Source organism: Microbacterium sp. NPDC090007 (assembly GCF_044748345.1).
Classification (GTDB): domain Bacteria; phylum Actinomycetota; class Actinomycetes; order Actinomycetales; family Microbacteriaceae; genus Microbacterium.
On record NZ_JBIVFV010000001.1, the window covers coordinates 852,706 to 865,319 of the forward strand.

Sequence of the window (12,614 nt, forward strand, 5' to 3'; positions counted from 1 at the left end):
TCCGCGGAAGGACGGGGGCGTGTCACCCGATCTTCGCTGCGAGCTCGTCGACGGTCGTGCCGTAGTTGATGCGGATGACGGGCAGCGCCAGTTTGTCGGTGCCGATGCGCACGTATCCGGGTTCAATGGTACGGCCTAGCTCGAAGCCAGCCTGACGGACTCCTGACCTGGTGGTGTCGTCGTAGTGGCCGAACGGGTAGGCCACGACCTCTTTCACCCCCAGGATCTGCGCCGACTGCTCCAGGTCTGCGGCGATCGTGGCGGCGTCGTCGTTGACCATCCGCCCCTTGCCGTTGGGTCCCGCGCGGTGCATGTCGTGGGTGTGCGAGCGCTGCAGGACGAACGGGTTCGGGGTGGGTTCGGTGCGTGCCGAGGTGATGACGAACGAGGTCGTCAGCAGCTGGCGTTGCGCCACGATGGGCGCGGCCCACTGCAGCCACGTCGAATCGGCGTCGTCGTCCGTGATCACCACCGAGTGCTTCGGCAGGAACAGCGCTCCGTCGATGAAGGCGCTGATCTCGTCCCAGGTCGGCAGGTAGAAGGCGCCCAGCTGGATGTGGGCCATCTGCGCGTCGAAGTCGGCGACGTACACGAAGTTGCCGCGCAGCCAGTTGTCCTCGCCCTCGGGCTTCTGGGTGAACTGGTGGTACATCAGGATGGGGATGGCGGCATCCTCCGCCGCATTGCGCTCCGGGGTGGTCCATCCGGCGTGGAGCACGCGCTCGCGGGCGGTGCAGGTGACGAGGTCGGCGCCGTTGAGCCGGGCGCCGGTGGTGAGGGCGTCGGCGTCGGCCGCGGTGTCGTACCAGCCGGCGAAAACGCGGCCCGCGGCGCGCGGGAGGGGGAGGGAGTGGTAGAGCGCGCCCTCCGACTGGAGCAGGGGGTCGAGGACGATGCCGTCGCCCGTGAACGACACGGCGCACGCCTGCGGGTCGGTCGATCCGGCGAGCAGCTTCTGCGCGGCGGTCGAAGGCGTCGGCGTCGGCGTCGGCGTGGGGGTCGGCGTCATCGCCGGTACGGTCGGTGCGGCGACCCCGGCGCCGGACGTCGTGGCCGGCCCGCGGGTCAGGGCGAAGGCCGTGACCGCTCCCGCGATGAGCGTCACGGCGACCGCGGCGACCAGGGTGCGCCGCGCGCGGACACGCCGCGAGGCACGCCGACGGCGTTGGGCTCGGGTGGTCGTCATGCTGCCTCGGGGTCGGGTGGCGAGTGCCGCGATCCTATCCACCCGGCGCGACCCGCCCGTGAATGCGGTGAGGCGCGCCGCGAGGTGGTGAAGTGGCCAGGATGGGGGGATGATCCGCATCGGCATCGTCGGCACCAGTTCCATCAGCGCGCGTTTCGCCGAGGCGGTGACGGAGGTCGACGGGGTCGAGATCTCGCGCGTCGCCTCGCGCGATGCCGAGCGCGCCCGCGCCTTCGCCGCCGAGATCGGCGTTCCCGGCACGGCCGAGGGCCTGAGCGCACTGCTCGCCGCCCCCGACGTCGACGCGGTGTACCTCGCCAGCCCCAACTCGCTGCACCTCGCGCAGATCGACGAGGCGGTGGGGGCCGGCATCCCGGTCCTCGTCGAGAAGCCCGCCGTGCTGACGGCTCGGGACTGGGATGCCGCGGCCTCGCGCGCCCGCGAGCGCGGCGTCGTGCTGCTGGAGGCGATGCGCTCGGCGTACGATCCCGGTCTGGCCGCCGTGCGCGAGCTGCTCCCGCGCCTGGGAACCATCCGGCGGGTCGCCCTGCGGTACGAGAAGCGTTCCGCCCGGTACGACCATGTGCTCGCCGGCGAGCAGACAAACATCTTCGACCCGGCGCTGGGCGGCAGTGCCCTGCGTGACCTGGGGGTGTACCCGCTGCACGTGCTCGTGCGGTTGTTCGGCGCCCCGAACAGCGTGCACGGCGTGCGGGTGGGGATCGCCGCGGGCACCGACGGGGCGGGCAGCGCGCTCGCCGCCTACGACGGCTTCGTCGCCGACGTCGCATGGTCGAAGATCACCGACACCGCGCTGCCGAGCGAGATCCAGGGCGAGGAGGCGTCGCTGGTGATCGACGCGATCGACGCGCCCCGTCGGCTGGTGCTGACGCCGCGGGGCGGCCGCCCCGAGGAGGTGCGCGTCGAGGCGCCCCGGAATCCGATGGTGGGCGAGGTCGGATTCTTCCGCGACGCCATCGCGGGACGCGACACGGCCGCCGATCACGAGGCGACGGCGCAGACGCTGCGACTGGTCGACGCCCTGCTCGACGTGCCGCTCTCGTAGGGTTCACCCGGTGTTTCCCCCGCCGCGAGAGGATCGCGGGATGCAGACACCTCCGTCCCGGCGCGCCGGGACGCCCGGCGAGGTCTTCCTCGCCTTCCTGCGCCTCGGTGTGACGTCGTTCGGCGGTCCGATCGCGCACCTCGGCTATTTCCGCGACGATCTGGTCGTCCGGCGCCGCTGGATGGACGACCGCGCCTACGCCGATCTGGTGGCGCTGTGCCAGTTCCTCCCCGGGCCCGCCTCGAGCCAGGTGGGGTTCGCGATGGGCCTGCAGCGCGCCGGCATGCTCGGGGCGTTCGCGGCGTTCCTCGCCTTCACCCTGCCCTCCGCGATCCTTCTGGTCGCGTTCGCCGCCGGCGCGGCGTTCCTCGGGGGTCCGGTCGGCGAGGGAGTCCTCGCGGGACTGAAGATCGTCGCGGTCGCGATCGTCGCGCACGCCGTCTGGGGCATGGCCCGCACGCTCACGCCCGACGCGCGTCGGGCCGGCATCGCCGTGATCGCCCTGGCGATGGCGCTGCTGCTGCCCAGCGCGCCCGGTCAGCTCGGGGCGCTGGCCATCGGCATCCTGGCGGGTGTCCTGCTGCTGCGCGAGGTGGAGGAGCCGTCGCCGACGGTGCTGCCCCCGTTCGGCGTCGGGCGCGGGGCCTCGATCGCGTGCCTGGTGCTGTTCGCGGGGCTGCTCGTGGCGCTACCGGTCCTCGCGGCGACGACCGGATCGGGAGCCCTGCAGCTGGGCGACGCCTTCTACCGCGCGGGGGCCCTCGTGTTCGGCGGCGGCCATGTCGTGCTCCCTCTGCTGCAGGCGGGGGTCGTCGAGACGGGGTGGGTGTCCGCCGAGGCGTTCCTCAGCGGCTACGGGGCGGCGCAGGCGGTGCCCGGTCCGCTCTTCACGTTCGCGGCGTACCTCGGCGCCGTGTCGAGCGTCGGTCCCGGTGGCGTCCTGGGCGCGGGTCTGGCCCTGCTGGCGATCTTCGTTCCGGGCTTCCTCGTGCTGGTCGGTGTGCTGCCGTTCTGGGATGCCGTGCGCGAGCGACCCCGCGTCCGCGCGGCGATGCGCGGCGCGAACGCGGCGGTCGTCGGCATCCTCGGTGCCGCCCTCTACACCCCCGTGTTCACCACCGCGATCACGGGACCGGGCCCGCTGCTGCTCGCCGTCACCGGCTTCGTGCTGCTGACGGCGTTCAAGGCTCCCGCGTGGGCGGTCGTGATCCTGGGGGCCGCGGGCGGGGTCGTGCTCGCCGTCACCTGAGCGGCGACCGAGAGCCGGTGTCGACACGGGTGACACCGCGTCCCACCGGTGCCAGGATGAGCGCACGGTGACGACGCCGCCCCGCGTTTTCGAGGGAGAGAACCCGTGTTCCAGAGCCCGTACCCGCGCATCGAGATCCCCGATCAGAGCATCTACGACTACCTCTTCGCCTCGCTCGACGAGGCGGACCTCGACCGGGTCGCCCTCGTCGATCCGTCCGGCGGCGCTGAGACCACGTACCGCACGCTGCGTGCCCAGATCGACGCCGTCGCCGGCGCGCTCGCCGCCCGCGACGTGGGGGTCGGCTCGGTCATGGCGATGCTCTGCCCCAACGTCCCCGCCTTCGCCACGGTGTTCCACGGCATCCTGCGCGCGGGAGCCACGGTCACCACGATCAACTCGCTCTACACCGCGCACGAGATCGAGAACCAGTTGAAGGATGCCGCGGCCACGTGGCTCGTGACCGTCTCGCCGCTGCTGCCGCAGGCGTCCGCCGCGGCCCGGGCGGCCGGTATCGCCGACGACCACGTCATCGTGCTCGACGGCGCCGAGGGGCATCCCGACCTGCGATCGTTGCTGAGCGAGGGGCGGACGGCCCCGGAGGTGTCGTTCGACCCGGCGACGCACGTCGCCGTCCTGCCCTACTCGTCCGGGACGACGGGGGTGCCCAAGGGCGTCATGCTGTCGCACCGCAACCTCGTCGCCAACGTGCACCAGTGCCGACCGATCATCGAGATCACCCCCGACGACCGGGTGCTCGCGGTGCTGCCGTTCTTCCACATCTACGGCATGACGGTGCTGCTGAACCTCGCGCTGCGTCAGCGCGCGACGTTGGTCACCATGCCGCGGTTCGATCTGATGGAGTTCCTGCGCGTCGTCCAGGACCACCGCTGCACGTTCCTCTTCATCGCGCCGCCGATCGCGGTCGCCCTCGCCAAGCACCCCGGCGTCGACGGGTTCGACCTGTCGAGCGTGCACAGCGTCTTCTCGGGGGCGGCGCCCCTCGACGGCGAGACGGCCGAAACCGCCGGCCGACGCATCGGCGCGCGGTTCTTCCAGGGCTACGGCATGAGCGAGCTCAGCCCCGTGTCGCACGCGATCCCGGCCGACTCCGACTTCCCGGTCAGCTCGGTGGGCGTGCTCCTCCCCGAGTGCGACGCCAAGCTCGTCGACCCCGAGACCGGGGCGGAGCTCGAGCAGCACGGCGAGAACGGGCTGACCCCTCCGGGGGAGATCTGGGTGCGCGGCCCCAATGTGATGCTCGGCTATCTGAACCGCCCGGACGCGACGGCCGAGACCCTGGACGCCGACGGATTCCTGCACACGGGCGACATCGGCGTGCACCACGTCGACGGCTACTTCACCATCGTCGACCGGCTCAAGGAGCTCATCAAGTACCACGGCTATCAGATCGCCCCCGCCGAGCTCGAGGCCCTGCTGCTGTCGCACCCGAAGATCCAGGATGCCGCCGTCATCGGCGTGCGTGACGACGAGGGCGAGGAGATCCCCAAGGCTTTCGTCGTGGCCGCGCCCGACGCGGGGCTCACCGCCGAGGACGTCCTGACGTGGGTCGCCGGACAGGTCGCCCCGCACAAGAAGGTGCGCCGGGTGGAGTTCATCGACGTCGTGCCCAAGTCGGCGTCCGGCAAGATCCTGCGCAAGGATCTGCGGGCGCGCGAGCGCGTCTGAGAACGCCGAAGGGCGGGGCGTCCCGCAAGCGGCCCCGCCTTTCGGCAACGCTCAAGGGGTGAGCAGGGCGCCGGTCTGTGCGGCGGCCTCGTCGGCGGCGGTCTCGTCGTCCTTCGCGTCGCGACGCTCGTCGGCGGCCTCTTGCAGCGCCGACTTGGCGCGCAGCGGAGGCGTGCGGAAGAACAGCGCCAGCACGAAGGCGAGCAGCACCGCGCCCATCGCCGTCCAGTAGACCGTCGTGGCCGAGGAGTTGAAGCCGACGAGGAACGGCTTGGTCAGCCGCGCGTCGGCGCCGACCAGGAACGAGGTGTCGTCGAGCGTCGACCCCCCGATCGCCGTGCCCTGGTCGTCCGAGGTGAAGCGGTCGGTCAGCGTGGTGGCGGCCTGGTCGACGAAGGCCGCGCGGTCTGCGGCATCGGAGAAGTCCAGGCTCACCGATCCGTCGCTGCCGACGCGCGCGACGGGGACCTGCTGCTGGATCTGCGCCGCCGCCGCCGACGTCGCCTGCGCGACCGCCGCCTCGGTCGCCTGCGCCTGCGCCGCGGCCGGGAGCTGCCCGGCGGCCACCTGCTGCACCACGGCCTGGGTCGCGGCATCCCGCGCCTGCTGCAGACCCTGCTGAACCTGCGCGGTCACCGCGTCCTCGGTCTGCGTCACGATCGGGGTGTAGATCGCGCTCATGATCTTCTGGTTCGCGGGGGCCGAGGCCACGGTCGGATCGAAGGCCGCGTCGAGGGCGTCGGTGAGGGTCCCGCGGTCCGAGAACGATCCGACGATGTTCGAGGGCATCAGGGTGAACAGCAGCGACAGCAGCACGGCCGTGCCGAGCGTTCCGCCGATCTGACGGAAGAACGTCGACCCGCTCGTGGCGACGCCCATGTCGCGGACGCCGACGGAGTTCTGGCTCGCGATCGTGAGCGTCTGCATGAGCTGGCCGAGGCCCAGGCCGATCACGAGCATCGCGATGGCGACGTGCCAGTAGGGGCTGTCGTACTGCAGAAAGGTCAGCAGGAAGAAGCCCACCGACATCAGCGCGGTGCCCAGGATCGGGAACATGCGGTACCGGCCGGTGCGGGCGATGATCTGACCGCTCGCGATCGAGGCGATCATCAGGCCGAGGATCATCGGCAGCATCTCGAAGCCGCTCTCGGTGGGCGAGGAGCCCAGCACGAGCTGCAGGTACAGCGGCAGCGTGAGCATCGCACCGAACATGCCGAAGCCCACGAGCACGCCGATGATCGTCGCCATCGAGAAGGTGGGGGAGCGGAAGAGCTTCAGCGGGATGAGCGCGTCGTCCTTCATCTTGGTCTCGGCGATGATGAAGGCCAGGATGCCGAGGGCCCCCACGACGTAGCAGGCGAGGGCGATCGGCGAGCCCCAGCCCCACTCGCGTCCCTGTTCGGCGACGAGCAGCAGGGGGACGAGGGCGACGATGACGGTGGTGGCGCCCCACCAGTCGATGCGCACCGACCGGCGCGGCTGCTGCGGGATGTGGAGGAACCGCCACACGATGGCCAGCGCCGCGACGCCGATCGGCACGTTGATGAGGAAGACCCAGCGCCAGCCCGTGATGAAGAGGATCTCGCTCGCGCCGGCGAAGATGCCGCCCACGAGCGGGCCGATGACGCTGGAGATGCCGAAGACCGCGAGGAAGTAGCCCTGGTACTTGGCGCGCTCGCGCGGGGCGAGGATGTCGCCCATGATCGCCAGGGGCATCGACATCAGGCCCCCCGCGCCCAGGCCCTGGATCGCGCGGAAGGCGGCGAGCTCGGCCATCGACGTCGAGAAGCTGGCGAGCACCGAGCCGACGATGAAGATCACGATCGCGATGAGGAACAGCGGGCGACGGCCGAAGATGTCGGAGAGCTTGCCGTAGATGGGCGTCGAGATCGTCGACACGATCAGATACGCGGTGGTGACCCACGCCTGCAGGCTCAGGCCCTGCAGGTCGTCGCCGATCGTGCGGATCGAGGTGCCGACGATCGTCTGGTCGAGGGCGGACAGGAACATGCCGGCCATGAGGCCGAAGATCACGAACATGATCATGCGGTGCGTCATGACTGTGTCGGTGGTGCCGGTGTGCGCGCGCCGGCTGCGGGTGATGTCTGACATCGTGGCCTCTTCGAGAAGGCCTGGCGGGCGGCTCGGGATGGCTCGGTCGGGCGCCAGGTGTTTGCTAAAAGTCAACAAATTGTAGCGCGTCCCGAAGGGGACGGTGGTCGCGCTGGGGAAACGCTGAGGTGAGTGCGTCTGCCATGGTGATTCGGCCGGGCGACGGCGCCGTCGGCCCTCGGCATACGCGGCCGGGTCGGCCGGGTCGAACCGCGAGAGCGCGCTTCGCTGCATGAAAACAGGGGATGTTAGGAGAACAGGGCGCGAAGGCTGCGAATGGCCTGTTTCCGTCGCGTCGCCTGTTCTCGGCGCAGGGGCTGGAGGCCTCCGCCTTCAGAGTCGCGACTTGAACAGGGCGAACAGCCGACTCTCGCGCGTGAGCAGAGCGGGGACCGTGGCGCCGCAAAGCGCTGCGCCGATGGCCAGAGCCAGCGTGACGGCAAGTGAGGGCAGGAGCCCTGGCACCTCTTCTTCGAGGAGGACCCTCGTCGCCAGTCGTGTGAGGGTGAAGGTGGTCGCCGCGGCCAAAGTCGCCCACAGGAAGGCTTCAATCGCCGCGATCCGCACGAGGTCGCGGCGACGGGCGCCCGCGTGGAGGTTGCTCGCGAACTCCAGGCGGCGCCGATGACCGCCTGCCAAGGCGACCACCGCGAAAAGAACGGTTACGGTCGGCGCGGCGAGGGTAGTGAGTCGAGAGCGATAGTCCTGCGCGAAGTCGAAGAGCTGATCCACGGTCGGGTTGAGGGGCGCGATCTGCGGTGCCGCGTCCGTCCTTCCGCTGGCTACCGCGGCTGCGTAGGCGAGGGCATCGGTGGCCGTCGTCGCGGGCCACACGCTGAACCAGCACTCGGACGATCTTGCGGGGCTGTCGCCGATCACGACGAGGGCGTTCGTGAAGCGGGGATCGCGCCCGTCGTCCGGGTAGCGGAAGGTCCCGTTCACCGTCACCGGTCCGTTCGTCGTGGCGAGCACGCTTCCCCTCCGAGCCGACCATCGCCCGGCGAGGTCGTCGGACAGGTAGACGCCGCCGGGCGTCGTCGACGGCAGGCGGAGCATTCGCGCGACCCCCGAGCTGACCTCGAACACCGGCACGTTGACGCGCGGGAGTGCGACGAGCTGAATGGGGTCCGCCTGCCAGATCGCGCCCGCGTCGTCGACACCGTCGAGGCGCTCGAGAGCCGCGCATGCGCGAGGGGCGACGGCATCCTTCGCCACGAGTACGCGCACGTCCCCCGCATGGTCGCGGACGCTTCGCGCGCGGTCCTGCAACGCCCCGATCGTCGCGACGTCGGTCAGCAGGAGCGCCGTCGACGCCACGACGAGGAGCACGGCCAGGATGCCGGCCCCCGCGGCGCCCGTACGGATGTTCCGCAGTGCTTCGCCGACGGCATCCGCGATCCGCATCACACCGCCACGCGAAGGTCGACGGCCCGGTCGCAGGCGCGAATGGTGTCGGCGTCGTGAGAGGCGACGAGGACGATGGCCCCAGCCTCGGCGAGGCCCGCCAGGACGGAGTTGACCGTCCGCGCGGAGGCGCGGTCGAGCTGGGCGGTCGGCTCGTCGACAAGGAGCAGGTCGGGTGCGGTGGCGACGGCGCGAGCGAGCATCAGGCGCTGGGCTTCGCCGCCGGAGAGTTCGGAGAAGGCCTGCCCCGCCTTCTCGGTGAGCCCGAAGCTGCCGAGAGTCTCGTCGGCGCGACGATCGGCCTCACGTCGGCGGATGCCACGCGCAAGGAACGGGTAGGCGACGTGGTCGCGTGTGGACCGCCGGGGTTGGCCGTGCAGATTCTGGAACACCCAGTGGATGCGCCGGACGCCGCGTCGTTCCACCATGCCCGTCGTCGGCGGGTGCCATCCCGCGACGATCGACAGCAGCGTGGACTTCCCGGAGCCGGACGGCCCGGTCAGGGCGACCACGTCGCCGCGATGAAGCTCCAGGCTGATGTCCTGGAACAACGCGGGGCCGGTGCCCCACCGGTGACCGACGTCGGTGAGCGTGAGGTGCACGTCGTCAACCGGCATCGCAGCTCTCGCGATGCGGCTGCAGAAGGACGCTCGTGGGGGTCGCCGCGTCAAACGTGACGAGCGACATCCCGAGGCTCGCGCTGACGACCGTGACGGGGTAGTCCGCGTGATCGTCGACGACGCACGCGTGCCCGCCGGGACCGCCGACGACACTCGACACCGGGATTGGGGCGACGCGCAGCGGCGTTGCCAAGGCGCTCGTCCCGGACACCATGGCCGCGTCGCCGGTCTTGGTGCCGGTCAGCTGTTGGCGACCTTCCGGCGAGGAAGCGATTCGAGCGAGCGTGTCGACATCGGTGAGGACCCCACTCTCGGGAATGCTCGCGTCGACTTCGAGCACCTGGACGGTTCGCTCGCCGGGGACGAGGGCGCCCGCCGCCTGCCCGGACACCGTCAAGGAGGTGAGTGTGGCGGCGGTCGTCGCCACCGTGCTCCCCGACGTGAAGACTTGTCCCCGCTGAAGGTCGCACGAGGCTACGACGGGAGCCGGGCTCGGCATCCAGAGGACATCCGCGAGGACGAAGTCACCGTCGGTGTGGGCCATCTTCTCACGATGCTGGAGAGTCGAGAGGGCTCGGCTGACGTCGCGACTGAAAGCTCCGGTGGAGCCGACGTCGAAGCCCAGCGTGGCGAGGGACGTACGGAGGGCATCGACGTCGCGCCCGGTATCGCCCCACGATAGGTCACGGAAGAAAGGTGTGTCGGCGGCGAGGGCGATGACGGGCTGATCGTCGACCCAGAACGCTGCTTCGCCCGGGGTGAGCGACTGACCCGGGATGCAGGCGGTGGCCGTCACGGTCCCGTTCGCGGCGGCACGCAGAGCGGTGCCCGCGGCGAAAGCGGGGGAGAGGGTGAGCGCGCGCTGATCGCGGAAATCCGTCATGGTCACGGGGTAGCTCGTCTCGCTCGGGATCTCGGCGAGCGCGCCGGATGGTCCGGGCAGCATGTCGTACGCGACGACAGCGCCGACCACCACCCCGCATCCGAGGGCGAGGGAGATGACGACGGCGAGGGCGCGTTTCACGTTGATGCCCCGCATTGACCGAGGCTGAGTCGCCCTTGGACCACGCACGCCCGCGACCGCGGGTCCGTGACGCCGAACGGATAATCGACCGGGAAGTCAAGCGGTCCCAGGACAAGCTCATACTCTTCGAGCGAGAAGTGATTAGCGAGCGCGCAGAGCTGCATCGTCCTTTGCGGAGTGTTAGCAGCGGGATGGCCGAAACTCGGTTGAACCGTTGATAAGTCGGGAGCGGGCCCACGCCGTTGCCCGCCGGGGATGATGCAGGCTCGGAAGTTGCTGGCATCCCCGCCCTGACGAGAGTGATGTATCACTGAGCATCGATCACGATCGTGTAGCCGAGTGAGGACAAGCAGGTCTGCGCGCGGAGATCCATCACATCGAAAGGCCAATCCGTCGCGGGCGTGTCTCTCGGTCCGAAGGCTTTGTCGAAGTCGTCCGCAGTGAAGTCGTCTCCGACCATCCCTGCCTTTCGCAGGCAATTCACGGCCGCCAGGGAGAAGTTGGCGAGGAGGTCTGGATTGGCTTGCTGCAGTCGAAACAGCTCTTGCGTATGGAGATACGTGGATTGGTAGCAGTTCCACTGAGCGGTTGCCGTTCCTTCGGGGTCGTTTGACGATGAATCCCCGGGGGGAGGCTGAAAGTCGACTACCCCGTTCAGAAGCGTGGTCCGAACCCAGTGCAAACCTGCGCTAGCCATACACGCGTCGAAGTTGTCCACGCCCTCGTCGTAGTCTGCTTGTGAAATCGCGCCCGTGTTCACCGCCTTCTCGAGCACTTTCCGGTCCCAGTCCGACATGCCGCCCTCAGCAAGTTGTTGGTGAGCGAGACTGGCCAGTGAAGTCGCGAGCTTGTCATCTCCATTGGAGTGTTCGCTCTGCGAGCTGCAACCGGCGACGACTGCGACCGTCACTATGAGCGGTACTGCTAGCGGTGCCCTCCACCCCGCGGCGCTCCAGCCCGCGAGAACCCGAGTCCGCCATGCCGCCCGATGAGACTCAAGAAACCTAGGGTGGCGCCTCACGGCCTTATCCGCAGGCCCAGACGCGGTTGTTTCGCAGAAGGCAACCGCTGTGGTTCGGGCTGAACCCGTCCGCCTGGATCTTCGTGTTGTATTGGGACACCTGGCCCCAATTCGTCCGACTTCCCAAGACGGCCCTTGCCTGAAAGTATCCGTCTCCGCCAGTCGACGTCAGTGCCGCGAACGACTGGAACCAGCTCGAGCTGACGTACCACATGCCGATCCCGGCGTTCGCGGGGGCAGCGGCGCCGATCGCAATGCCGAAGACCGCGACGAATGCGATTACACCCGCGAGAGCCTTCCGACTCACCGTAGAGCGCGCTCTTGCGAGCGTTGCCGTTGCTGTCATTTCCCTGCCCCTTCATCGAGTACGGCATGTATGCATGCCTAGGAGGCAGGTTAGCGATCGGTGACGCGTGGCGAGCGTTCTTCACCCATTTCGTGCTCAAGCTCACCCTGATCTAGGGTTGCTGGCCTACAGGTGTGCGAGACATGGCGCAGCGGAGGGTCGACGCCGGGGGCCAGTATCGGATGGGCCGCGGGCGCTTGTGGAGGCTCAGCAGGAGATCCCTGCAACCGCTGCGACGCTCGACAAGTCCCCGGGCGTCATCGGAAAGGCAAGCAAGATCGCCATCGAGATCGCGTACCCGGGCGAATCTGCCGTCCGCTGACCAATGGTCCGCTTGGCAAGATTGTCGCGGCGGCTGGCCCCAGACCGGCCCAAGCTTCCGATGGTGCTACGACGTGGCATCCGCTATAGCTGTTTCGACTCGCTTCGCTCGCTCGACGACCGGGGGTCGGGCTCGCCATAGCGGCGCTGGGAAACTGAGTCCCATCAGGGCAAAGCAAAACCCCCGCCATGTAGAAGCTAGGCGAGGGTTTCTGGGATGACTGTAACGGTCATCCGTGTGGCTCCGACGGGCGTCGATCCCGTGACCTCACGATTTTCAGTCGTGCGCTCTACCAACTGAGCTACAGAGCCGAGCGGCATGTCTGCCGCTTCCTACACGAAGGGCCTCCTCGAAAGAAGGCCCGTCGCTGTGGAGCGACCCTGACGGGACTTGAACCCGCGACCTCCGCCGTGACAGGGCGGCACGCTAACCAACTGCGCTACAGGGCCATGCATTTTCAATTGTATCTCACCGGAAAGTGACCCCAACGGGATTCGAACCCGTGCTACCGCCGTGAAAGGGCGGCGTCCTAGGCCGCTAAACGATGGGGCCGGATGAGCCTGAAACCTTGCGAT

9 protein-coding genes and 3 tRNA genes are annotated in these 12,614 nt (G+C 69.3%); 3 read left to right on the forward strand and 9 right to left on the reverse strand.

The features are described from left to right. Positions 1-22 precede the first annotated feature (22 nt). The gene (locus tag ACIPVB_RS03990; RefSeq protein ID WP_400367175.1) at positions 23-1,186 is read right to left on the reverse strand and encodes a xylanase; all 1,164 of its coding nucleotides are present in this window, start codon (positions 1,184-1,186) and stop codon (positions 23-25) included. A 109-nt stretch (positions 1,187-1,295) separates the two neighbouring features. Here ACIPVB_RS03990 and ACIPVB_RS03995 point away from each other — a divergent pair, with 109 nt between their 5' ends. The 3 genes from ACIPVB_RS03995 to ACIPVB_RS04005 all read left to right on the forward strand — a co-directional run bounded on the left by ACIPVB_RS03995 (position 1,296) and on the right by ACIPVB_RS04005 (position 5,190). Then, entirely contained in the window at positions 1,296-2,252 is a 957-nt protein-coding gene (locus ACIPVB_RS03995; RefSeq protein WP_400367177.1) for a Gfo/Idh/MocA family protein, read from the forward strand. A gap of 40 nt (positions 2,253-2,292) precedes the next feature. Next, a complete protein-coding gene (chrA, locus tag ACIPVB_RS04000; RefSeq protein WP_400367179.1) occupies positions 2,293-3,501 on the forward strand; it encodes a chromate efflux transporter in 1,209 nt (402 codons plus the stop codon). 105 nt (positions 3,502-3,606) lie between these two features. Further along, positions 3,607-5,190, forward strand: a complete 1,584-nt coding sequence (locus ACIPVB_RS04005; RefSeq protein ID WP_400367181.1) for an AMP-binding protein — start codon at positions 3,607-3,609, stop codon at positions 5,188-5,190. Between the two features lie 51 nt (positions 5,191-5,241). On the opposite strand, the gene ACIPVB_RS04010 is transcribed toward ACIPVB_RS04005, so the two are convergent. The 8 genes from ACIPVB_RS04010 to ACIPVB_RS04045 form a co-directional block, all read right to left on the reverse strand. After that, the gene (locus ACIPVB_RS04010; protein WP_400367183.1) at positions 5,242-7,302 is read right to left on the reverse strand and encodes an MDR family MFS transporter; all 2,061 of its coding nucleotides are present in this window, start codon (positions 7,300-7,302) and stop codon (positions 5,242-5,244) included. A 333-nt stretch (positions 7,303-7,635) separates the two neighbouring features. Beyond that, positions 7,636-8,709, reverse strand: a complete 1,074-nt coding sequence (locus ACIPVB_RS04015; RefSeq protein ID WP_400367185.1) for a hypothetical protein — start codon at positions 8,707-8,709, stop codon at positions 7,636-7,638. After that, positions 8,706-9,323, reverse strand: coding sequence for an ATP-binding cassette domain-containing protein (locus tag ACIPVB_RS04020; protein WP_400367187.1), 618 nt, complete (start codon positions 9,321-9,323; stop codon positions 8,706-8,708). Before ACIPVB_RS04020 ends, ACIPVB_RS04015 begins: the two co-directional genes overlap by 4 nt. Next, positions 9,313-10,365: a hypothetical protein gene (locus ACIPVB_RS04025; protein ID WP_400367189.1), complete on the reverse strand. Its 1,053-nt coding sequence runs from the start codon at positions 10,363-10,365 to the stop codon at positions 9,313-9,315. The genes ACIPVB_RS04020 and ACIPVB_RS04025 overlap by 11 nt, the downstream gene beginning before the upstream one ends. A 292-nt stretch (positions 10,366-10,657) precedes the next feature. Beyond that, the gene (locus ACIPVB_RS04030; RefSeq protein ID WP_400367190.1) at positions 10,658-11,260 is read right to left on the reverse strand and encodes a hypothetical protein; all 603 of its coding nucleotides are present in this window, start codon (positions 11,258-11,260) and stop codon (positions 10,658-10,660) included. Between the two features lie 1,017 nt (positions 11,261-12,277). Continuing rightward, positions 12,278-12,350, reverse strand: a tRNA-Phe gene (locus tag ACIPVB_RS04035). Positions 12,351-12,414: 64 nt separating this feature from the next. Next, a tRNA-Asp gene (locus ACIPVB_RS04040) sits at positions 12,415-12,488 on the reverse strand. Positions 12,489-12,518: 30 nt separating this feature from the next. Continuing rightward, positions 12,519-12,591 (reverse strand) — tRNA-Glu (locus ACIPVB_RS04045). Positions 12,592-12,614: the final 23 nt, after the last annotated feature.